This is a genomic window from Clostridium perfringens (assembly GCF_016027375.1).
Classification (GTDB): Bacteria; Bacillota; Clostridia; order Clostridiales; family Clostridiaceae; genus Sarcina; species Sarcina perfringens.
This window is the reverse complement of record NZ_CP065681.1, coordinates 1681206-1703563: the sequence shown is the minus strand read 5'-3', so window position 1 is coordinate 1703563 and position 22358 is coordinate 1681206. Positions and strand designations below refer to the sequence as shown.

Genomic DNA, 22358 nt, shown 5'->3' with positions numbered 1-22358 from the left:
CCCTTATGTTTTTACAGATTCAAATTTAATTAAACTTCAATTTCAAATTATTTTTTCAAAAAATCTCATTGTAAACCTTACACTCTTCTTATAGCAATAGTTTTACATAATTTTATTTTCTTAATATAAAATCTTATTAATTAAAAATATGTAATTTCTTAAAAATTTTATACATAGTATTAAAATATGAAGATTATATGAAAGGGTGTGTATCCATGAGTCTTTTTACCTTTAAAAAAGGACTTCATTTACCTTATAATAAAGAACTTACTAAGGATAAAAGCATAGAGATTTTTAAACCTAAAAAAGAGTTGATTTTCCCACTTTCTCAACATATAGGAGCACCCTGTGAGCCTATAGTAGAGGTTGGTCAAAAAGTTTTAGTAAATGAAAAAATAGCTGATTCTTCAGCCTTTATTTCTGCTCCTGTTCACTCTAGTGTATCTGGAACTATAAAAGATATTAGAGAGATTCAATCTATAAATGGATCTACTACACAGGCAATAATCATAGAAAATGATTCTAAATATGAAAAATCTCCAAGGGAAAATCTTAAGTATTCTAGTGAACTTTCTCTAAAGGATGTGGTTAAGTTAGTAAAGGACTATGGCATAGTTGGCCTTGGTGGTGCTACCTTTCCTTGCCATGTAAAGCTTAATGTTAAAGAGGATAAAGAAATTAAATATATAATTATAAATGCAGCTGAATGTGAACCCTATTTAACCTGTGATCATAGGGTTATGCTAGAATATACGGAAGAAATAATTGGTGGCTTAAGAATCCTTTTAGAACTTTTCCCTAAGGCATTAATCTACATAGGTATAGAAGACAATAAATTAAACGCCATAGATAAATTTAAAAGAATTTTAGGAGAAGATAATAAAATTAAGGTAATGCCATTAAAAAGTAAATATCCTCAAGGCTCTGAAAAACACTTAATTTATACTTTAACTAAACTTCAAGTTCCCTCTGGAAAGCTTCCTTTAGATATAGGATGTATTGTTTTTAATGTATCTACTATATATCAATTATATGCTAGTTTAATAAATGGGTTACCTTTAACAGAAAGAATTATAACAGTAACTGGAGATTCCATAAGATTTCCTAAAAATTTAAGGGTTAAAATTGGAACACCAGTAAAGGATATAATTGAATTTTGTGGTGGATTTGTAAATAAACCAAATAAAATCATATTAGGTGGGCCAATGATGGGAACTTCTATAAATTCTTTAGATCTCCCTATTACAAAAGGTACCTCTGGAATTTTATGCTTATCTAAAGTTGATGATTTTCCTAATAGTCATTGCATAAGATGTGGAAAATGTTTAAATTCATGTCCAATGAATTTAATTCCTCAAAAATTAAATGAACTTGCTTTAAAAGATAAATTAGATGAATTTGAATTCCTTGGTGGAATGGATTGTTTAGAATGTGGTTGCTGTACATTTTCCTGTCCTGCAAAAATTTCTATAGTAAATAATATTAGAAATGCTAAGAAATCTCTTAGAAATAAATCTAAAAATTAAAGGGGTGAAAAAAATGGTTGATACAAAACAAGAATCTATGGAATCCTTAATATTAAACCACATAAATGACGAGAATCTTTTAGTTGATTCATCTCCTCACATAAAAGATAAATTATCAACACAGAGCATAATGAGAGATGTTTTAATAGCTCTCATTCCAACCTCTTTAGTTGGTGTATTAGTATTTGGATTAAGAGCAATTTTTATAATTGCAACCTGTGCAATCTCAGCTGTAATTTCTGAATACGCCTTTCAAAAAATAGCAAAAAAAGAAATCACCATAAAGGATTTAAGTGCTATTGTTACAGGAGTTTTACTTGCTTTAAATCTCCCTATTAATACCCCTCTCTGGGTGGCATGTATTGGCTCAATTGTTGCCATAGTATTAGTAAAGCAAATTTTTGGTGGTATAGGATGTAATTTTATGAATCCAGCCTTAGCAGCTAGGGCTTTTCTACTAGCAGCTTGGCCTGAAAGCATTAGTATATTTACATTAGATGGAGTTACTACAGCTACCCCATTAGCTTTACTAAAAAATGGACAAGGAAATCTTCCTCCTTTAAGCAATGCTTTTCTTGGAAACATTGCAGGATGCATAGGAGAGGTTTCTTCTCTAGCTATACTAATTGGTGCTTTATACTTGCTTTATAGAAAAGTAATAACATGGCATATTCCCCTTGTTTATATTGGTACAGTTTTAATATTAACTACTGTTATAGGTAGAAATGGCTTTTTAAGTGGAAATGGAATTTATGAAATCTTTACAGGTGGATTATTTTTAGGAGCCTTTTTCATGGCAACTGATTATGTAACTTCTCCACTAACAAAGAAAGGACAAATTATATTTGCCTTTGGCTGTGGACTTATAACTACTTTAATAAGAATATTTGGTGGTTATCCTGAAGGGGTGTCATATTCAATTCTTCTTATGAATTTACTTGTACCTGTTATTGATTATTATATTAAACCTAAAGCCTTTGGTAATGAAAAATAATTTTTAAATTTGTATATAACTTAATATATTTGACAATAATACTAACTGTAGGGTTATTTAATCTATACAGCTGTTCCTATATAATATTTCTCTACTTTAGAGAGTTACTTTAAAACCATATTCTAAAATGTACGCGTTATTATTTTAGGGTTTTAAATTTCTCTAAACTCATTTTTCGTTATGGCTAATCTGCTGTAACCTCTTATTCATTAAGATAGCTCAGAAGGATTTTAAAATACTTTCTGAGCTATTACGTTATTTTAATTTTAAAATTTTATTAATTTAAAATAGAATTTAAAGATCCTATTAATAAATACTATTATTTTCTATTTAAGCTTTTAACTTCAAATTCTTGAAATCTATATTTCTGTCCTGTAGGATTTTCTTTTTCCTTTGGAACTTCTTCTAAAAACATATCATAAGGTCTTACAAATTGGCCACACTCTCCATATAAAGCTCTATATAATACCATCTTCTCTCCACTTTCTGAATGAGTAACTACTCCCTCTACTAAGTAAAGATCACCTTTAAAATGTCTAAATATTTTTCCTATACTTTTTTCAATATTTCTATCCATAATAACTCCTCCTAAAAAAACAAAAGGGTTTGTATCAAAATTTAGTAATAAAACTTATTTTGAAACATTCCCTTTTATTTTATATTTAGTTTCTTTAAAATACAATAAATAAGCTTATATAAAACTAATTATTCAAATATGAAAGTTTCCATTTCATCAATAGCCTTATTTACTAAAGCTTCTATATCAAGCTTTCTTTCTGCTATTATCATATCCTTAACTCTAGGCTTAGTCTTTGGATGTTTTGGTACAAATATTGTACAACAATCTTCATATGGAAGTATTGATGTCTCATAAGTATCTATATCTCTTGCTATATCCATTATATCCTCTTTATCCATAGCTATTAGAGGTCTAAATACTGGTCTATCTGAAACATCATTACTTACCATAAGTCCTTCCATAGTCTGAGATGCCACTTGCCCTATACTTTCTCCAGTAGTTATTGACTGTATTTTTTTTCTTTCAGAAAGTTCACAAGCCACTCTCATCATGAATCTTCTCATTATTATTGTTAATTCATCTTCTCTACACTTCTCTATTATATCCATTTGTATTTCTGTAAAAGGAACCACATAAAGAGTTATTTTTTCTGTGTATCTTCCTACTATTTTTGCTAATTCCTTAACCTTATCCTTAGCTCTTTCTGAAGTGTATGGATGAGAATGATAATATACACAATGAGTTTCAACTCCTCTTCTAGCCATTAAATAAGCTGCTACTGGTGAGTCAATTCCTCCTGATAACATAACCATAGTACTTCCGTTCATTCCATATGGTAAGCCTCCTACAGCTTTTATTTTATCTTTATCAGTAAACACATAAGCATTTCCTCTTATTTCTACATAAAGCTTACACTCTGGATTATGTATATTAACTTCTATTTCATCCCCAAGTTCTGAAAGGATATATCCCCCCACCTCTCTTGAAACTTCCATAGAATTCATCGGGAATTTTTTATTAGCTCTGTTTGTTTCTACTTTGAAACTCTTAGCTTTGCTTTCTTTAATTTTCTTTAATCCCTCTTCTTTTATTGAATCAAAGTCCCCTTCAACCTGAGTAACTAAGCAAAGTTCTTTAACTCCAAAAACCTTTTTTACCCTTTCAATAACTCCATCTAAGTCTTCTGATTTTATAAACCATCTATTTTGATCTGTTATAAATTCATGATCTATATCTTTTAACTTTTTTCTTATATTTTCTTTTAATTTTCTCTCAAACTTATTTTTATTAAGCCCCTTTAAAAATATTTCTGAGGCATATTTTACTAAAATTAAATTATTCATATTTTTATTCTCCTTAAAAATTTTAAAGCTTTTTCTAGTGAAGCTATGGTGTAATCAACTTCTTCTAAAGTGTTATATTTAGAAAAGCTAAATCTTATAGCCCCTTGAATGCACTTTGGTTCTAATCCCATAGCATTTAATACATAACTTCCCTTGGCTACAGCAGTTTTTGAAGAACAGGCTGACCCTGTTGAAACAAATATGTTATCCTCCTCTAAGATGTGAAGTAAAACCTCTGATCTAGTTCCTAAAAAAGAAACATTTAATATGTAAGGACTATATTCTTCACTACTAGGGCTATTTATTACTACATTTTCTATTTTAGAAAGTTTTTCTATAAAATACTCCTTAAGATTTTTTACATGATTATAAGAATCTTCTAAAGAATCATAGGCAATATCCATAGCCTTTACCATGCCCATATACGAAGGAGTATTTTCCGTTCCTGCCCTTAGTCCTCTTTGTTGTTCTCCACCAGTTATTAAGGATTTTAAATTTAATCCCTTTCTCATATACATGAATCCAACTCCCTTTGGGCCATGAAACTTATGAGCTGAAACAGAATAAAAATCTATATTACATGCCTTAACATCAATTTCAAATTTTCCAAAACCCTGTACTCCATCTACATGAAATTTTGCTCTTTTACTTTTTTCTTTAATTAATCTTCCTATTTCCTTAATCTTTTGTACGCTTCCCACTTCATTGTTAATCTGCATTATAGATACTAAAACCGTATTTTTATTTATTGCCTCTTCTAATTCTTTTAAATCTATAAAACCTTTATTATTAACCTTTAAATATGTTACACTTACACCTTGCTTTTCTAATTCCCTATAAGTATTTAAAACACTAGAATGTTCAAAGGTTGTAGTTATAATATGATTATTTTCTCCAACTAATCCTTTAATAATCATATTATTGCTTTCACTTCCTCCTGAAGTAAAAATTATTTCTTCCTTAGAAGCATTTATTTTTTTTGCAATCCTCTCTTGAAGCTCTTCAATCTTTCTTTGCATCTTTACCCCTAATTTATGTAAAGATGATGGATTACCCCAGAATTCATCCATAGCATAATAAACTTCATCTCTAACTTCCTTTAAAGGCTTAGTAGTAGCACTATTATCAAAATAAACTTCCATCTTCACCCTCCTTATACTTATATAATTTCTATATACATAATTATATATACACATTTCTTATATCATATTAATTATTAAACCATAATAATTATCCTTATCAAAAACATTTTCTACCAAATACATAAATTTCAAAAAAAATTCCCAACTTAGATTATTCTAAGTTAGGAATTTTTCTATTCCATGGCAACAAATTCTACCTTTTCAACACCATGAACTAATTCTATTTCATTTAACATTTCCTTTATATCACACTTCATTGTTGATATGTCTATTGTGAAACTTACATGAGCTAATCCATGTATAGGTAGCCCTTGATCTATTGTAAGTATATTTCCCCCAACATCTGATAATATATTTAAAACAGATGATAAAACTCCCTTTTCATGAGTAACAACCATATTAAATATAACTTTTCTACCTTGAAGGGTTTCTGCAAATTCAAATATATAGTCTTTATACTTATAATAAACACTTCTACTAATACCAGCTTGCTTTGCAGCTTCTGTTATCTCCTTAACTTTTCCTTCTTTTAAAAGTCTTTTAGCGTTTATTACCTTTTCAAAAACTTCTGGTAACACTCTTTTATCTATAACTAATAAGTTTCCTTCCATTGGAACTATTCACCTCTTTACATCTATAAAATATCCAAAATCCAAGTAAAATAATAGCCCTCTTTTATTCGCTACTTATTAAAATACCACCTATAATTAATATTTTCAATAAAAAACATCATTTATAAATTAAATTTAAAAATACTTTAACACTAAAATAAAAATATTAATTAAAATATTTTTATTCTATTTACTTTATATAATTAGATATAATTTTTAAATATTCTATATATGATAAAATCAAGGTTTTAATCTTTAATCATATACACACCTAAAGTATATCACCCTACATTTTAAAATACAACTGTTCTCTAATAAAAGACACATGAAATTAATAAAGAGGATATATCAAAAGATATATCCTCTTTATTAATTCCTTATTAAAGCACTATTTCAAAAGTTTTTATTTGTTTCTTTGAAATAATTCCATTAATAGCAGTTTCTTTTACTTCTAGTTTTTCTATAAGTTCTTCATTTAAGTTAACTTCATTTATTTCTTTAACATCTCTATTAACTTTTATTTGGAAGTTTTCTTCCTTATCAGAAATGTTAAATATTCTTACTATTATAGAATCACCCTCTTCAGCTTTCTTAAAGGCTGATAAAACTACATTTTCTCCTTTAATTGAAACTAAAGAATCCTCTGCTTTGAAATCTCCTTGAAGTGCTAACATTGGAGTATTTAAGTTATATGCTTCTTCGTAAGCTCTTTCTCCAGTATAATCTCCTTCATGAGCTATTATTGAGTATTCAGCAACATTCTTTCCTAAACATTGAGCCTCTGGCGTTTTAAATACTCCCCAATCTCCTAACTCTCCAACAGATCTTAATATTGTTAAAGCTATAGTATTTTCACCATCTCTTAACACCTCATATTCAGGTAATCCCATGTTAGCAACCATAAGTCCAACTTTTCCGTCATTTACATCAACAAAATTTGTTTGTTTTTGACAGTTAGATGGATTTTGCCATCCTTCCCATGGAGTTGTTTCTCTTTCTATAACATCAAAATGCCCCTCTGCAAAATGAGTGCTTGCTTCTATTCCAGTTGGGAATAAGGATCTTACTCTATGATCCTTTGCAGTATTTTCTATTTCAACTTTAATATCAACTCTCTTAGAAACTTCACTTAAGATTATAGTAGAAACTAACTTAATTTCAGTTGTTTCTTCTACTCTTCTACTTTCTTTCTTAATAGCTTTTACTGGTACTTCTAAAGTATTTTTAACCTCTATTACTTTTTCTACTTCATTATCTTTTAATACATTAATAGAAGCTTTATTTCCTAAAGTATTTACTACTAAATCTTTCTCTGGAGCTCTAAAGATGTATTCATCTCCTATATCTCCACAATCTTCAAAGACATTTAAATTCTTATACTCTTTATTTGTTCCTTTATGAATTAAATCAAATGTACCATTTTCATTGAACTTTAATGAGAAGAATTTATTTTCAAAAGTTAAATCTTGAGAAACTTCTTTTTCTTCTACCTTTTCACATGGAACTATTTTAAATGATTTTAATCCTAAAGCTTTTATATTATTAGCTAAGAATTTAACCTTAAATCTATTTACATACTCAGGTTGTCTAAATCTATTATTTGGAAGAGTATATTTAAATGTTTCGCCTAAGGCTTCAACTACTGATGGAACTTTCTCTCCATTTTCTGTAACAACCTTGAAGTTTTCTATGCCTGATTCTTTATTTACATCAACTGTAGCCTCTACTACTTCACTTCTATCCCATCCTAATGTATTAAATACAACAATGCTTTCTCTATCAGTAGTAGTTCCATTTACTAGATTTAACATATGCTCAGTACTTCTATCTATCATTTCTTCTGATATTTGCATACTAGATTTAAATCTTGTTACCATATCTTGATGAACTTCATCAATACTACATCCACAAATTGAATCATGAGGATGGTTTTGAATTAAATATTTCCATGATTGAAGTATGAAATCACTTTCATATTTCTTTCCTTCTAGTGAAGCCATAACTCCTAAAGGTTCAACATATCTTTCTAAAAGAACTTGAGACTTATTATTCATTTGCTTTAAGTAAAGTCTTGATGAAGCTGTGTTACATAGAGTCCACCAGCCATCTGTATATTGACCATTTAATTCTCCTGTAACTTCTTTTAAATCTTTAACTTCTTTCTTAACATCTTCTATATAATCAACTAAATTACTATGAACTAATTCAAAATCAACATCTTCTTTTACATTATCTATTATGTCACCAACATTTGTTTGAACTGGCTGATGATCACATCCATTCATTAATAATATCTGATTTGTTGTAGCATACATATCTGCTTTATTAACCCTATCATTTAAAAATTCAATAGCTTCTTTTTTACCTGCTGGAATTTCATTACCATTGCTATACCAGTTAGCCATAAGTATTCCTAAAACTTCTGATCCATCTGGTGATTTCCATAATACCTCTGAGTGATATTCATTTTCTCCTGCTTCTTCAACCTTTTGGTTATCAAAAGCTATTGGAGTTATTCCTCTACCGAATACTGCATTATCTATTCCAAATCCTCTTAGTATTTGAGGTGCTTGAGATATATTCCCAAAAGAATCTGGGAAATAACCTATTTTTACTGGGTTTCCAAATCTTCTTGCAAATCTCATTCCTAAAAGCATATTTCTTACATTTGCTTCTGCACTTATTAAATATTCATCTTGAAGAACATACCATGGTCCTACATGAAGTCTTCCCTCTTCTATAAGTTTCTTTAATCTATGAAACATATATGGCTTTATTTCTAAATAATCATCTAGAGCTATAGTTTGTCCATCTAAATGGAAATATTTAAAATGCTCATTATTCTCTAAGGTATCTATTAATGAATCCATAAAATCTACTAATTTAACTCTATGTTTTTGAAATGGTATATACCATTCTCTATCCCAATGACTGTGGGAAACTACATGTACTTTTTTCATACCTAACCTCTCCTTATCTAAAGTTCATTAACCTATACCTAGATTATATACGTTTACAAAGCATTCCTTCAATTTTCAATCTTATATGTTTAGTGGACTTTTTATAGATTATTTAATTTTTATATAACTTTAATATCACTTTTTATTAGTGAATATACCCATATATTAATGTATTTATCTTTGCTCTTATTATAATAATGCTCTCTTAAAATTCCATCCTTATGAAATCCTAGCTTCTCTGATAGTTTAATTTATGAAATATTATTACTATCAATCATGTCTATAATTCTATTCATATCTAAAATTTCAAATGCAAAGTTTTCTATAGCTTTAATACACTCTGAAGCAACTCCCTTTCCCCAAAAATTCTTTTCTATAGTGTAACCAATCTCAGTATTATTAGAATAAAAATCTATATTATAAAGACCTATATCTCCAATAAATTCTTTACTTTCTTTATTTATTATAGCCCACCTTATTCCCTTTTTCTCCTTGTACATTAACTTAACCTTTTTAAAATAAAATTCAACTTGTTTTTCAGGATCATAAACTTCTGTACCTGAATATTTCATTATATCCTCATCTGAAAATAAACTAATGAAATGATTCTTATGCTTTTCTTCTATTTCTTTAAGTATAAATCTTTCAGTCTCAATAATAGGAAACTCTAAAAAAACTTTTTCTCTCTTATTTTCACCCATAATTATATCCCCTTATTATATCTTCTATACTCTATTTCAAATTACAAATAGCTCTTATATATTCTGGAGTTGTTCCACAGCATCCTCCTATTATATTAACTCCCTTTTCAATGGCTCTTTTAGATAAATTTTTAAATTCTTCTAAAGTCTTATCATATATAAGCTCTTCCCCTACTTTTTTTGGTATTCCTAAATTAGCCTTTATCATTATAGGAAGATTTGTATTTTCCTTAAGTATATCTAAGGCCATTAGTATTTCTTCGTACTCTGTACAGTTTATTCCTAAAGCATCTACTCCTAAAGGCTCTAAAGTTGAAACAATATTTTTTATGAAATTAGGAATATCCTTTTTATAAGCTAAAGTAAAGGAACATATAACCTTTTTATCTGTTAAAGTTTTTGCTTTTTTAACTGCAAATTCACCTTCCTTTAAACTTCCTAAGGTTTCAAAAATAACTAAATCAAATTTATCTTTTGAAACATTAATTATTCTTTCAGTATTTTCATAAACAATTTCTTTAAAAGAAGAATCATTTTCTTCTATATAATATGAAAGTGGACCTATGTCTAAGGCAACTAAGCCATGATCTCCACATGCTTTTTTAGCAATATGAATTCCTGCCTCTATAACTTCCTCTAAATTATAATTATTCCTTTTTGCATTTATAATATTACACATAAATGTGTTTGAAAGTATTAAGTTAGCTCCAGATTCTATATACTCTCTATGAATTTTTTCTATTAATTCAGGCTTTTTAATATTTAAAAGTTCTGATGGAGTCTCTTTTAAATTTACTCCTAATTTCATTATTCTAGTTCCCATAGCTCCATCTGCTATTATTACTCCATTTTTCAAATCTAAATTTTTCATCTTAATGTATTCTCCAATCAAAGTAATTTATATTCTAAAATAAGTTATATTGCTTTACTTTCTATTTAATTTATCTCAAATAAAACAACTCTATTTTTGTAAATTATATTCTATAAGAAAGAAATAGTAAATATCCACACTTTTTTATTATTGCTCTCCACAAAATAAATTCCATATTTGATATTTTTTAAAAACTGTTATAATATTACTTAGTACTAGTAATATTAAAGGGGCGAAATATATGTTTAGATCTATATATTGGTATGGAAAAGGATATGCCTGGACATTAATAAAATCCTTATCTGATATAAAAAAAATAAATAAAATGGAAGAGGAAGGTAAGCTTGAGGAAAGAGATGAATACATATATCAATGCAGTAGAAGAATAGCTCATACTTTTCTTAAGGATGCTGGAATAGAAGTTAATGTTGAAGGTTTAGAGAATATTCCTAATGGACCTGTTCTTTTTGTTTGTAACCATCAAAGTAATATGGATATTCCTGTAATCATGTACTCTATTGATAGACCAAAGGGATTCATAGCAAAAAAAGAACTTGAAAAAATGCCTATATTAAAAGATTGGATAATACTTTCAAAGGCTATATTTATTGATAGGGAACACCCTAAAAAAGCTATGGCCGGTATTATACAAGGAATTAAACAATTAAAAGATGGATATTCAATGGTTGTTTTCCCTGAAGGAACAAGAAGTCAATGTAGTAAAATGGGAGAATTTAAAGCTGGTAGTTTTAAATTAGCTACTAAACCAAAGGTTCCTATAGTTCCTCTTACAATTGATGGAACATATAAAATAATGGAAGGAAATCATTATTTCATAAAACCTGGTAAAGTAAATCTTTATATTCATCCACCAGTTTATACTGATAAACTTACAAAGGAAGAAATTACAGAGCTTCCTGAAAAAGTTGAAAATATAGTTAGAAGTAAACTTCCTAATGAAGGAAGATAAAAAAATCCATGAGTAATATTTACTCATGGATTTTTTATTTATATTAATTTAAAACAGTTCCTTCTAATTCTGTACTCTCTTCACTTAAAGCTTTTTCTTTAAAGAATTCTTCTGTTTCTTCTATAACTACTTTTCTTAATCCAATAATACCTACAAGGTTTGGAATTGCCATTAATCCATTAACAATATCTGCAATTATGAATATTAATGTTAATGGTAAGAATGATCCTATAGCAACTAAAATTATATATAAAATTCTATATGGTTTTATAGCTTTTATTCCAAATAAATACTCAATGCATCTTTCTCCATAATAGTTCCATCCTAATATTGTAGTAAATGCAAAGAACATAAGTCCTATATTAACTATATATGTTCCTATATTACTTATAGGAAGTCCTATTTCAAAGGCCTGTGTTGTAAGTGCTGCTCCTTCTAAACTTCCACTATAAGCACCAGTAATAATTATTACTATACCTGTCATTGTACAAATAAGAATTGTATCAAAGAATGTACCTGTCATTGAAATAAGTCCTTGCTTAACTGGAGACTTAGTCTTAGCTGCCGCAGCTGCTATTGGAGCACTTCCAAGACCAGCTTCATTAGAGAAAACACCTCTAGCTATTCCACTTTTCATTACAGTTATTATGCTAACTCCTACAGCTCCTCCTAAAGCAGCCTTAGGATTAAAGGCACTTTCAATAATTATTGATACAGCATGTGGAACCCTATCTAAATTAAAAGCTATAACTATTAAAACTCCTAATATATAAAGTCCTGCCATTAAAGGAACTACCTTTTCTGACACACTAGATATTCTTTTTATTCCACCTAAAATTACTAAAGCAACTAATAGAGTTACTATTCCTGCTGTAACAATTGTAGGAACATTAAATGTAATACTTGCTGCATCAGTTATGGACTTAACTTGTCCAAAAGTTCCTATTCCTAATAAGGCTACACCAATTCCAAAGAAAGCAAAAATATTAGCTAGCCAATTTAAACCAAGTCCATTTTTTATATAGTACATTGGTCCACCTGCCATTTGGCCATTTTCATCTACAACCCTATACTTTATAGCAAGTACACCTTCTGCATATTTAGTTGCCATTCCAAAGAAAGCAGCTACCCACATCCAGAATAAGGCCCCTGGTCCACCTGCCTTTATAGCAGTGGCAACACCAACTATGTTTCCAGTACCTATAGTAGCTGAAAGGGCTGTACATAAGGCTCCAAAACTTGAAACATCCCCTTCTGCATCCTCACAAGAAGATTCCTCATCTTTTTTAAATACATACTTTAAAGCTAATGGTAATTTTAAGATTTGTAATAGTTTTAGTCTTATAGTCAGGTATATTCCTGTTCCTACAAGCAGCACAAGAAGTGGCACTCCCCATACTAAATTGTCGATTTGATTTAATAAGTTTTCCATAAAAAAAATCCTCCTTAAATTTAAATTTGCGGAGGAGAATAAGGATACTTAAAAAATTTAAGTAACTAACCTTATCCTCTGTCCTTTTACCTGAGAGTTTCAGTCAAAAAATTTGACCTTGCTCCTTCGGTGCTCTTTTTTAAAAGAGTCTCTCCAGAGGCTCGTCCAGTAACGGTCCTAATACCTGAAAGATTTCCCTCTTCGGTGGATATTTAAAATATCACTCTCCCATTACCTTCATCCGAACATATTGAATTTTAATTTATAATAGACATTATATAAGTAATTATTATAAAAATCAATTACTTATTTTCCCAAAACATATAATTTCTCATAATTCTTATTAGTTTTCTCATTAATTTTAACTATAAAATCATTTATTGAATCTAAGATTTTACTCTTATCTTCTAAAGTCTTTTTCCCTCTTCCAATTCTATCACAATAAGTCAATAAAGCTATATCATGAAGATCTGAACTTTTAACCATATCTTCTGGTTTTACAAAAGGTAAATTTTTATCTATATAAAGATAAGACATATGATATCTAATTAAATTACTTACTTCACTTATAAACTCCCCTTCATCTGTAACCTCTTCTAATATTTCTTTTGAAAGTTTTGCACCTTCCCTATCATGATCGTAAGCAGTCCATCTCCCCTTTCTCATTTTAGTAGTATCTCTCTTTCCAATGTCGTGAAGTAAAGCTGCCCACATGAATTCTCTTTTATTATTAGCAAAATTTCTTAAACTAGCTGCTTCATCTAAAACTTGCATTGTATGAATCCATACATTTCCTTCTGGGTGGTGTTTTTTCTCCTGCTTAACCTCTTCTAAATCCCTTAATATTTCCAAAAAGGAGCCTTCTAAAAGTTTCTTTTCCTTTAAAGAATTTAAAAATTCTGATGGATTCTTATCTTCTAAAATATGCTTTTCTAAAATTTCAAATAATTCTTTATCCTTCATATATAAACTCCTAACTTCCAATAATTAAAATTTATTTTTAATTTAACTTAATTATATTTTACCACCAATAATTTAAATTCATTCTTTTATTAATTGTCAGAAAATTACTACTTTATGCTTTTAATCCCTGTAAGTAAGCCATTCTACCTTTTATGGCATTTATAAATTTGCACAAAATTTCCTTTTTATATTGAATTACTTAAAAAGTTAATGTTAAAATATCACTGTCGGTATTCTATATTAGAAGCTGAACTATTTTATACGGTTAAAAATTTAACAACCGAATTATATCCCACTGGGAATAAGAACGGAGGAGAGTCAATGAATGCAGTCTATCAAACTAGACAAAAAACAAGAAAACTAGTAGTTATTGGTATGCTATCTGGTATATCAATATTTCTAGGATTAACAGGATTAGGATTTATAAATATTCCACCTGTTAAGGCTACTATTATGCATATTCCTGTTATAATAGGAGCTATTATTGAAGGTCCTATTGTAGGAGGATTAATAGGACTAGTTTTTGGATTATTTTCTATGTATCAAGCTTTTACGGCACCAATGCCAACTAGCTTTATGTTCTGGAATCCTATTATAGCTTTAGTTCCTAGAATTCTTATAGGTGTGGTAAGTTACTATGTATATGCATCTATGATTAAAGGATCTAAAAAGAATTTAAAAGCTACATCAATTATAAGTTCTCTTATTCTTGGAGTTCTTCTATTTGTAAGTTCTGAAGCTTTAACAGATTCTTTAACTATATCAGCTATAATCGGTGTTTTATTCTTTTTAGCAAGTATGATTATCATGTTTAAATTTAAACATAAAAATAAAGAAGAAGCCCTATCTATAGGTACAGCTTCCGTAATTGGAACCTTAACAAATACCATAGGTGTACTTGGCTTAACATATGTTTTTTATTTAGAGAGATATGCTTCTGCCCTAGGAATATCTGAACATGCTGCAAAATTAACTTTAGCAGGAATAGGAGTTACAAATGGAATTCCTGAGGCATTTATATCATCCTTAATATCAATTCCTGTTATATTAGGAGTTAGAAAAATTTTAAGATAATTTAAGATTATAAATATATTTTAGCGTATAGCTTACTTAAAGTTATACGCTAAAACTTTATTAAGTTATTAGTAAAGGTTTAAATTTTTTAAACTTTATATTAATTTTAAATTCTGTAAATTATTAATTATATAAAATAGAGTATTATTCTTAAAATATAAAATCTAAATCATATAAAACAATTTAATGGAGGTGTATATTATAATGTTTGAAATAAAGATTACAGATATAGATGGTTTTAAACTAGGCCACGCTCAAGACTTTGAAGGTGCTACAGGATGTACAGTATTACTATGTGAAGAAGGTGCTTCTGGAGGAGTTGATGTTCGCGGTGGAGCTCCTGGAACTAGAGAAACTGATTTATTAAATCCTATGGAAATGGTTGATAAAGTTCATGCTGTAGTATTATCTGGTGGATCTGCCTTTGGACTTGATTCCTGCTCAGGGGTTATGGAATATCTAGAAAATAAAAATGTTGGATTTGACGTAGGAGTGGCTAAAGTTCCTATAGTATGTGGTGCTGTTTTATTTGACTTAGCCTGTGGTAATCCTAAAATAAGACCTAATAAGGAAATGGGTTTAGAAGCCTGTAAAAATTCTGAAACCTATCTTGACTCAAAAAACGGTAATATAGGTTGTGGAACAGGTGCCACAGTAGGTAAAGCCTTAAATCAAAAACTTGCTATGAAAGGTGGTTTTGGAAGCTATGCAGTGCAAGTTGGAGATTTAAAGGTAGGAGCTATTGTAGGAGTTAATAGCCTAGGTGATATTGTTGATCCTAATAATAACAATAAAATAATAGCTGGTGGATTAAGCCAAGATAGGAATTCCTTTATAAACATAGAAGAAAGCTTATTAGCTAATTATTCTAATCCTAAAAATGTTTTTAAAGGAAATACTACTATTGGGTGCATAGTGACTAATGGTGATTTTAATAAAGCTCAAGCTAATAAAATTGCATCTATGGCTCAAAATGGTTTTGGAAGAACCATTCGCCCTGCTCACACTATGTTTGATGGTGATACAATATTTACTCTTTCATCAAATAAAGTTAAGGCAGATATAAATGTAGTTGGTCTTTTAGCTGCTCAAGTTATGGAGAAAGCTATTATAAAGGCTGTTAAAGAAGCTGATTCTTCATATGGATTCTTATCACATAAAGATTTAAAATTTAATGTATAAATTAAAAAGCTCAAACAGATAATAATTCTGTTTGAGCTTTTTTCAAAGATATGTTTAATTTTACTTTCATAAGATAAATCAATTCTACTTGTAATTTTATACCATAATGTGATTTTTAATCCTATATTGGATATAAGTTTATAGATTATTAAATCCAATTCTGCACATCATAATATTGAAAGGAAAAGAAAAACTTAACCTTTCAAAAAAATCTTATTAAACTTAAAGGAGGAATTCAAAATGTCACAACATTTAGTTCCAGAAGCAAAAAACGGTTTATCAAAATTCAAAAATGAGGTAGCAAATGAAATGGGAGTACCATTCTCAGATTATAACGGAGACCTTAGCTCAAGACAATGCGGAAGCGTTGGTGGAGAAATGGTTAAAAGAATGGTAGAAAAATACGAACAATCAATGAAATAATAACAAAAATAAGAGGTAAGAATTTTCTTACCTCTTATTTTTTACTTTAAGAAACTTTTTTAAGCATAAAGTTTCTCCAATTTCCATCCTGTATTAATATACTGTTATTTTCAAAGTCATCTTTATCATTCATTCCATAATAATAAACATAACATTTTTCAGAAGATTTCTTTCCTAAGATTTCAACATCCATCTCAATTCTATTATATTCATTATTTTTGTTATTAACTCCTAAGTATCCTTCCATAAGATCCATAGCATTTATAACATTTTCGTAATCAAGAATAGTCATAACTTCTCCATATACAAATCCATCCCCTTCAATTAAAGCAGGATATCCTTTTTTAGGCATATGATATAAAGTTCCCTTTACCCTTCCTAATTCACTTTTTATAACTTTCCCTTTTAAGTATTTTTCATAATTGAAAAATCCTGTTCTCAAACTTCCATAAACAAAGATTTTTCTTTTAACCTTAGGTTCTAACATTAACAAACAGCTCCTCCTACAGTTTTAATATCATTATCATTTAAAACTATAGCCTTTATACTAAGTTCTAATCCTTTTGCTATATCATTAATAGACATAGAAGGTGTATTAGGTTTATTTACAACTTGTGCTGGAATATAAGGTACATGTATAAATCCAGCTCTTATATTTTTATACTTTTTATTTACTAAGTATAAAACTCCATACATAACATGGTTACAAACAAAAGTTCCAGCTGTGTTAGAAACTGATGCAGGTATTCCATTATCAACCATTTCCTTAACCATTGCTTTTATAGGTAAATTACTAAAGTATGCACTTTCTCCATCTTCATATATAGAAATATCTATTGGTTGATTTCCTTCATTATCCTCTATTCTCGCATCATCCATATTTATAGCTACTCTTTCTGGAGTTATACCAAATCTTCCTCCAGCTTGTCCTATAGAAATAACTACATCTGGATTAATTTCCTCTATTTTTTCTTCTATTTTTTCAAGAGACTTTCTAAAAACTGTAGGTATTTCTAATTTAATAACCTGAGCTCCTTCTATATTTTCTGGTATCATTTTAACAGCTTCTAAAGCTGGGTTTATACTTTCTCCTCCAAAGGGATCAAATCCTGTAATTAATACTTTCATTCTCATACACTCCTTACTTTCTAATACCTAGTTAATTAAAATGCTAAGAAATACATTAAAGCTATATGTATAACTAATAAAATTATAGCAAATAAACTTTGACATTTCATAACCACATTCTTATCTTTTGTCTCTAATAAGGCCGCTGGCATAACGTTAAAGTTTGCTGCCATTGGGGTTAATAATGTTCCACAATACCCTGCAGTTAGAGCTAAAGCTCCTGCTATGGCTACATTAGCTCCTTGAGCAAATACAAATGGTAATCCTATTCCCACAGTTATAACTGAGAAGGCTGCAAAGGCATTTCCCATTATCATAGTGAATACTGCCATTCCTACACAGTAAGCTATTACACCTGCTAATATGTTTCCTTCAGGAATAAAATTAGATATACCTGATGATATAACATCTCCTACTCCCGCTGCAGTAAACACTGTTCCTAAGGCTGCTAAAAGTTGAGGTAATATACTTGTAGATCCAACTGATTGAACCATTCTGTTACTATCCTCTACTAAATGCTTTGGTTTAGCTTTTAATACTAAGAAAGTTGTTATTACAGCTGCCACAGAAGCTATACCTATGGCAACAGTTCCTGATAAACTTGTAAATTGTGCAATAACTAAAGATCCAACTGCTATTACAATTGAAGGTAAAAAAATCTTATTCTTTAACTTTTTAGCTTGCATTTCTGCAAAATCTACATTAGGCATTTTTAGGTTTCCTATATTTACTTGTTTGCTTGCAGTTAATACTCCTATAACTAAAAGCAATGCCCCTACTACTACAGGTGGAATAGCTCCTCCTGCTATAAATATGATTGACAATATAGTCCAAAAGATTGCCGTTCCTATTCTAGTTTTATGTTCCTGGTCTTTTAATGTATCAATTGCAGTATTTAACATTAAAAGTCCTACTATTATATAAAAGATTTCAAGCAATACATTAGAAATCATCTGCATATTCATTAATTATCACCCCTATTTTATCTCTTCTTTGTTCTTTGATAGGTTTCTACTTAACCTTTTATCTAATAATCTATTTTGTAATACTCCTAATATTAAAGCTATTATAGCTATTGGAACTGAAGCTTTTGCTATATCTAAAGCATTAACTCCATATCCTAGTTCTTCTAAGGTTCCTGCTATTAAAAGAACTCCTGAACTTGCTAAGAATACATTTTGTCCAAAGAAGTTTCCATAGTTGTCCATTGCAGCTGCTGTTCCCTTTATTAAATCTTCATTTTTATCATCTAATTCTCCATATTTACTGACAGCTGCTCCTTGAGCCATTGGGTTTATAAGTGGTCTTATAAATTGTGCTTGTCCACTTAATCTTAGTGAAACTGCAGCCCCAACTTCTCTAATAAATAAATAGCAACTTAAAAGCTTTCCAGTTGACATATTTTTCATATTCTTTATTAAGGTTATAGCTCTCTCTTTTAAACCAAATCTTTCACACATACCTATTACAGGTAAAGTTAATATAAATAATGTCATGTGTCTTTGGCTTACAAAGGTTGATCCTAATTTTTCTAATATTTCATACAAACTCATATGTGCTACTAATCCAGTTGATAGTCCTGCTACTAATACAACTGCTATAGTATCAAATTTAAGTGCAAATCCTATTATTACTATTACTATTCCTATCAGTTCCACTTTTATCTCTCCTTTTCAAGTTATAAATTTCATCTTTACTATTTTCGTATTTTAAAATTATTATAACCATAAAATTTTCAATTTTCTACAGTTTTTTATTAAAATTTTATAAATTTAAAATGTTTTCATTATTAATTTGTTTTTTGTTATCATTTTATTAAAAATATATTTAAAATTTCATAAAAATAAGGACCATAGATTTAATTAAACCTATGGTCCTTATAAATTTATTATATTTTATTTTCTAGAAACTATAATTTTTCCATCTACTCCATCTATTAAAGCAACAGATCCATCATAAATTTCTCCTGCAATTATCTTCTTAGCTATTTCAGTTTCTAAGACATTACTTATATATCTCTTTAATGGTCTAGCTCCATATACTGGATCATATCCTTCTTCAGCTAATATTTCCTTAGCTCTATCAGTAACTTCAAGAGTTATATTTCTTTCTCTTAATCTATTTTCAACATCTCTTAAGAAGATATCTATTATTTTCTTAATTCCTTCACTGCTTAAAGGTCTAAACATTATGATATCATCTACTCTGTTTAAGAATTCTGGTTTGAATCTTAACTTCATTTCATTCATAACATTTTCTCTAATATCATCTTCTATACCTTCACCAGATTTATTTTCTAATAAGTATCCACTACCTATATTAGAAGTCATAATTATTATAGTGTTTTTGAAATCAACAGTTTTACCTTTATTATCTGTTAATCTACCATCATCTAATATTTGAAGGAATAAGTTAAATACATCATCATGTGCTTTTTCTATTTCATCAAATAATATTACTGAATATGGGTTTCTTCTAACAGCCTCTGTTAATTGTCCCCCTTCTTCATATCCTACATATCCTGGAGGAGGTCCTATTAATCTAGATACTGCATGTTTTTCCATATATTCAGACATATCTATTCTTACTATATTGTCTTCACTATCAAATAAATTTCTAGCTAAAGTTTTTGCAAGCTCTGTTTTACCAACTCCAGTAGGTCCTAAGAATATAAATGATCCTATTGGTTTTCTTTCATCTTTAAGACCTGCTCTTGCTCTTATTACAGCATTAGCAACTGCAGTTGTAGCCTCATCTTGACCTATTACTCTTTCTCTTAATTCTTCTTCTAGTCTTAAAAGTTTTTCTCTTTCACTTTCAACTAGTTTTGTAACAGGAATTCCAGTCCATTTTGAGATTATTTCTGAAATTTCATTTTCAGTAACCTCTTCTTTTAATAAAGCATTTTCATTGTCTTTTTCCATACTTGCTTCTTGTTCTTTTATTTTACGTTCAAGTTCTGGAATTTTTCCATATTTAAGTTCTGCAACTTTATTTAAATCATATTCTCTTTCATATTTTTCAGCTAGTCCTCTTGCTTCATCTAATTCAGCCTTTAAGTCCCTAACTGCTGAAATATGAGATTTTTCTTTTTCATATTTAATTGTCATCTCATCATTTTTATCTTGAAGCTCTGCAAGCTCTTTTTCTAAGGCAACTAATCTTTCCTTAGATGCATCATCATTTTCTTTTGATAAAGCTTCCTTTTCAGTTTCAAGCATTAAAATCTTTCTTCTTATAATATCTAATTCAGTTGGAAGAGAATCTATTTCACTTCTTATCATAGCACCAGCTTCATCTATTAAATCTATAGCCTTATCTGGTAAATATCTATCTTGAATATATCTATGAGAAAGTTTTGCAGCAGCTACTATTGCTGAGTCATGGATTCTAATTCCATGGTGAATTTCAAATCTTTCTTTTAATCCTCTTAAAATAGATACAGTTTCTTCAACTGTTGGTTCTTCAACTATTACAGGTTGGAATCTTCTCTCTAGAGCTTTATCCTTTTCTATATATTGTCTATATTCGTCAAAAGTTGTAGCTCCTATGCAGTGAAGTTCTCCTCTTGCAAGCATTGGTTTAATTAAGTTTCCTGCATCCATTGCACCATCTGTTTTACCAGCGCCTACAATTGTATGAATTTCATCTATGAATAAAAGTATTTTTCCTTCTGAACTTTGAACTTCTTTTAAAACAGCTTTTAATCTTTCTTCAAATTCTCCTCTATATTTAGCACCAGCTATTAATGCACCCATATCTAATGAGATAATTACCTTATCCTTTAATCCTTCTGGTACATCTCCTCTTACAATTCTTTCTGCTAATCCTTCAACTATAGCAGTTTTACCAACTCCAGGTTCTCCTATTAGTATTGGATTGTTCTTAGTTTTTCTTGAAAGAATTCTAACAGCTCTTCTTATTTCTTCATCTCTTCCTATAACAGGATCTAATTTATGTTGTTTTACAAGTTCTATTAAATTAGTACCGTATTTATCTAAAGCTTCATAAGTTCCTTCTGGATCTTGTGAATCTACTCTTTGACTTCCTCTAACTTCATTTAAAACCTTTAGGAATCCATCTTTAGTTATGTTATTTTTTCTTAAGATTTCTCCTACAGCTCCATTTTTATCTATATCTATCATTGCAAGCATTACATGCTCAACACTTATATATGAATCTTCAAATTGTTTTGAAATTTCTTCTGCCTTTATTAATACTTCATTTATTCTTCTTGTAGCAGTAACCCCTGATGATTGTGCCGCTTCTCCTAAAACCTTAGGCATTCTATCTATTTGAACATGAATGTCTCTTTTTAATGAATCTATATTAACACCCATTTTTTCAAATATATTAGGAATTAAACCATCTTTTTGATTTACTAATGCTGAAAATAAGTGAATTATATCTAATTGTTGATTATTATATTTAACTGCTATTTCATAAGCATCATTTAAGCTTTGTTGTACTCTTAATGTCATTTTATCTGCATTCATTTTATCACCTCAATATTCTCTT

Annotated in this window: 20 protein-coding genes and 2 riboswitches; of the genes, 6 read left to right on the top strand and 14 right to left on the bottom strand. The window is 29.1% G+C overall.

What is annotated here, in order from left to right; genetic code table 11:
- The first annotated feature begins 215 nt into the window (after positions 1-215).
- Complete coding sequence (gene rsxC, locus I6G60_RS08290; RefSeq protein WP_096071500.1) at positions 216-1526, top strand: electron transport complex subunit RsxC; 1311 nt, start codon at positions 216-218, stop codon at positions 1524-1526.
- 13 nt (positions 1527-1539) lie between these two features.
- Complete coding sequence (locus I6G60_RS08285; protein ID WP_025648555.1) at positions 1540-2520, top strand: RnfABCDGE type electron transport complex subunit D; 981 nt, start codon at positions 1540-1542, stop codon at positions 2518-2520.
- A gap of 319 nt (positions 2521-2839) precedes the next feature.
- Here I6G60_RS08285 and I6G60_RS08280 read toward each other — a convergent pair whose 3' ends face one another.
- The 7 genes from I6G60_RS08280 to I6G60_RS08250 all read right to left on the bottom strand — a co-directional run bounded on the left by I6G60_RS08280 (position 2840) and on the right by I6G60_RS08250 (position 10668).
- Positions 2840-3097 carry a DUF1653 domain-containing protein gene (locus I6G60_RS08280; RefSeq protein ID WP_003457288.1) on the bottom strand — a complete coding sequence of 86 codons (258 nt, stop codon included), beginning with the start codon at positions 3095-3097 and terminating at the stop codon, positions 2840-2842.
- Between the two features lie 128 nt (positions 3098-3225).
- Positions 3226-4383: a tRNA uracil 4-sulfurtransferase ThiI gene (gene thiI / locus I6G60_RS08275; protein ID WP_003457167.1), complete on the bottom strand. Its 1158-nt coding sequence runs from the start codon at positions 4381-4383 to the stop codon at positions 3226-3228.
- On the bottom strand, positions 4380-5525 hold the full coding sequence (locus I6G60_RS08270) for a cysteine desulfurase family protein (protein ID WP_003475774.1): 1146 nt from the start codon (positions 5523-5525) through the stop codon (positions 4380-4382). The genes thiI and I6G60_RS08270 overlap by 4 nt, the downstream gene beginning before the upstream one ends.
- Positions 5526-5698: 173 nt before the next feature.
- Positions 5699-6136, bottom strand: coding sequence for an ACT domain-containing protein (locus I6G60_RS08265; protein WP_003454663.1), 438 nt, complete (start codon positions 6134-6136; stop codon positions 5699-5701).
- 380 nt (positions 6137-6516) lie between these two features.
- Positions 6517-9096 carry an alpha-mannosidase gene (locus I6G60_RS08260; RefSeq protein WP_111744238.1) on the bottom strand — a complete coding sequence of 860 codons (2580 nt, stop codon included), beginning with the start codon at positions 9094-9096 and terminating at the stop codon, positions 6517-6519.
- A gap of 251 nt (positions 9097-9347) precedes the next feature.
- Positions 9348-9797 carry a GNAT family N-acetyltransferase gene (locus I6G60_RS08255; protein WP_223932459.1) on the bottom strand — a complete coding sequence of 150 codons (450 nt, stop codon included), beginning with the start codon at positions 9795-9797 and terminating at the stop codon, positions 9348-9350.
- A gap of 31 nt (positions 9798-9828) precedes the next feature.
- Positions 9829-10668: a homocysteine S-methyltransferase family protein gene (locus I6G60_RS08250; RefSeq protein WP_111744239.1), complete on the bottom strand. Its 840-nt coding sequence runs from the start codon at positions 10666-10668 to the stop codon at positions 9829-9831.
- A gap of 241 nt (positions 10669-10909) precedes the next feature.
- Between I6G60_RS08250 and I6G60_RS08245 the strand changes: the two genes are divergently transcribed.
- On the top strand, positions 10910-11638 hold the full coding sequence (locus tag I6G60_RS08245) for a lysophospholipid acyltransferase family protein (protein WP_061428417.1): 729 nt from the start codon (positions 10910-10912) through the stop codon (positions 11636-11638).
- A 43-nt stretch (positions 11639-11681) separates the two neighbouring features.
- Here I6G60_RS08245 and I6G60_RS08240 read toward each other — a convergent pair whose 3' ends face one another.
- Together I6G60_RS08240 and I6G60_RS08235 are read right to left on the bottom strand one after the other, a co-directional pair.
- Entirely contained in the window at positions 11682-13070 is a 1389-nt protein-coding gene (locus I6G60_RS08240) for an alanine/glycine:cation symporter family protein (RefSeq protein WP_110016201.1), read from the bottom strand.
- Positions 13071-13145: 75 nt separating this feature from the next.
- Positions 13146-13230, bottom strand: a riboswitch (glycine riboswitch).
- A 2-nt stretch (positions 13231-13232) separates the two neighbouring features.
- Positions 13233-13311, bottom strand: a riboswitch (glycine riboswitch).
- 65 nt (positions 13312-13376) lie between these two features.
- Positions 13377-14033, bottom strand: a complete 657-nt coding sequence (locus I6G60_RS08235) for an HDIG domain-containing metalloprotein (protein WP_061415700.1) — start codon at positions 14031-14033, stop codon at positions 13377-13379.
- 321 nt (positions 14034-14354) lie between these two features.
- On the opposite strand from I6G60_RS08235, the gene I6G60_RS15475 reads away from it, so the two are divergent.
- The 3 genes from I6G60_RS15475 to I6G60_RS08220 all read left to right on the top strand — a co-directional run bounded on the left by I6G60_RS15475 (position 14355) and on the right by I6G60_RS08220 (position 16712).
- Positions 14355-15107, top strand: coding sequence for an ECF transporter S component (locus tag I6G60_RS15475; protein ID WP_061415702.1), 753 nt, complete (start codon positions 14355-14357; stop codon positions 15105-15107).
- A 204-nt stretch (positions 15108-15311) separates the two neighbouring features.
- Positions 15312-16289, top strand: coding sequence for a P1 family peptidase (locus I6G60_RS08225; RefSeq protein ID WP_061415704.1), 978 nt, complete (start codon positions 15312-15314; stop codon positions 16287-16289).
- 240 nt (positions 16290-16529) lie between these two features.
- Complete coding sequence (locus tag I6G60_RS08220; RefSeq protein WP_003454632.1) at positions 16530-16712, top strand: alpha/beta-type small acid-soluble spore protein; 183 nt, start codon at positions 16530-16532, stop codon at positions 16710-16712.
- 46 nt (positions 16713-16758) lie between these two features.
- Here the strand turns inward: I6G60_RS08220 and I6G60_RS08215 are convergent, their stop codons facing one another.
- The 5 genes from I6G60_RS08215 to clpB form a co-directional block, all read right to left on the bottom strand.
- Positions 16759-17199 carry a gamma-glutamylcyclotransferase family protein gene (locus I6G60_RS08215; protein ID WP_003475768.1) on the bottom strand — a complete coding sequence of 147 codons (441 nt, stop codon included), beginning with the start codon at positions 17197-17199 and terminating at the stop codon, positions 16759-16761.
- Positions 17199-17840 carry a pyroglutamyl-peptidase I gene (gene pcp / locus I6G60_RS08210; RefSeq protein ID WP_004459427.1) on the bottom strand — a complete coding sequence of 214 codons (642 nt, stop codon included), beginning with the start codon at positions 17838-17840 and terminating at the stop codon, positions 17199-17201. Before pcp ends, I6G60_RS08215 begins: the two co-directional genes overlap by 1 nt.
- Before the next feature lie 35 nt (positions 17841-17875).
- Positions 17876-18805, bottom strand: coding sequence for a DUF979 domain-containing protein (locus tag I6G60_RS08205; RefSeq protein ID WP_003454619.1), 930 nt, complete (start codon positions 18803-18805; stop codon positions 17876-17878).
- Between the two features lie 12 nt (positions 18806-18817).
- Complete coding sequence (locus tag I6G60_RS08200; RefSeq protein ID WP_003454641.1) at positions 18818-19498, bottom strand: DUF969 domain-containing protein; 681 nt, start codon at positions 19496-19498, stop codon at positions 18818-18820.
- A gap of 237 nt (positions 19499-19735) precedes the next feature.
- Positions 19736-22336 carry an ATP-dependent chaperone ClpB gene (gene clpB / locus I6G60_RS08195; RefSeq protein ID WP_011010440.1) on the bottom strand — a complete coding sequence of 867 codons (2601 nt, stop codon included), beginning with the start codon at positions 22334-22336 and terminating at the stop codon, positions 19736-19738.
- Between the last annotated feature and the right edge of the window lie 22 nt (positions 22337-22358).

What these genes read in the sequence shown, in the direction of transcription:
- rsxC (WP_096071500.1), top strand. Translation starts at nt 216, where the DNA reads ATGAGTCTTTTTACCTTTAAAAAAGGACTTCATTTACCTTATAATAAA.
- I6G60_RS08285 (WP_025648555.1), top strand. Translation starts at nt 1,540, where the DNA reads ATGGTTGATACAAAACAAGAATCTATGGAATCCTTAATATTAAACCAC.
- I6G60_RS08280 (WP_003457288.1), bottom strand. Translation starts at nt 3,097, where the DNA reads ATGGATAGAAATATTGAAAAAAGTATAGGAAAAATATTTAGACATTTT.
- thiI (WP_003457167.1), bottom strand. Translation starts at nt 4,383, where the DNA reads ATGAATAATTTAATTTTAGTAAAATATGCCTCAGAAATATTTTTAAAG.
- I6G60_RS08270 (WP_003475774.1), bottom strand. Translation starts at nt 5,525, where the DNA reads ATGGAAGTTTATTTTGATAATAGTGCTACTACTAAGCCTTTAAAGGAA.
- I6G60_RS08265 (WP_003454663.1), bottom strand. Translation starts at nt 6,136, where the DNA reads ATGGAAGGAAACTTATTAGTTATAGATAAAAGAGTGTTACCAGAAGTT.
- I6G60_RS08260 (WP_111744238.1), bottom strand. Translation starts at nt 9,096, where the DNA reads ATGAAAAAAGTACATGTAGTTTCCCACAGTCATTGGGATAGAGAATGG.
- I6G60_RS08255 (WP_223932459.1), bottom strand. Translation starts at nt 9,797, where the DNA reads ATGGGTGAAAATAAGAGAGAAAAAGTTTTTTTAGAGTTTCCTATTATT.
- I6G60_RS08250 (WP_111744239.1), bottom strand. Translation starts at nt 10,668, where the DNA reads ATGAAAAATTTAGATTTGAAAAATGGAGTAATAATAGCAGATGGAGCT.
- I6G60_RS08245 (WP_061428417.1), top strand. Translation starts at nt 10,910, where the DNA reads ATGTTTAGATCTATATATTGGTATGGAAAAGGATATGCCTGGACATTA.
- I6G60_RS08240 (WP_110016201.1), bottom strand. Translation starts at nt 13,070, where the DNA reads ATGGAAAACTTATTAAATCAAATCGACAATTTAGTATGGGGAGTGCCA.
- I6G60_RS08235 (WP_061415700.1), bottom strand. Translation starts at nt 14,033, where the DNA reads ATGAAGGATAAAGAATTATTTGAAATTTTAGAAAAGCATATTTTAGAA.
- I6G60_RS15475 (WP_061415702.1), top strand. Translation starts at nt 14,355, where the DNA reads ATGAATGCAGTCTATCAAACTAGACAAAAAACAAGAAAACTAGTAGTT.
- I6G60_RS08225 (WP_061415704.1), top strand. Translation starts at nt 15,312, where the DNA reads ATGTTTGAAATAAAGATTACAGATATAGATGGTTTTAAACTAGGCCAC.
- I6G60_RS08220 (WP_003454632.1), top strand. Translation starts at nt 16,530, where the DNA reads ATGTCACAACATTTAGTTCCAGAAGCAAAAAACGGTTTATCAAAATTC.
- I6G60_RS08215 (WP_003475768.1), bottom strand. Translation starts at nt 17,199, where the DNA reads ATGTTAGAACCTAAGGTTAAAAGAAAAATCTTTGTTTATGGAAGTTTG.
- pcp (WP_004459427.1), bottom strand. Translation starts at nt 17,840, where the DNA reads ATGAAAGTATTAATTACAGGATTTGATCCCTTTGGAGGAGAAAGTATA.
- I6G60_RS08205 (WP_003454619.1), bottom strand. Translation starts at nt 18,805, where the DNA reads ATGAATATGCAGATGATTTCTAATGTATTGCTTGAAATCTTTTATATA.
- clpB (WP_011010440.1), bottom strand. Translation starts at nt 22,336, where the DNA reads ATGAATGCAGATAAAATGACATTAAGAGTACAACAAAGCTTAAATGAT.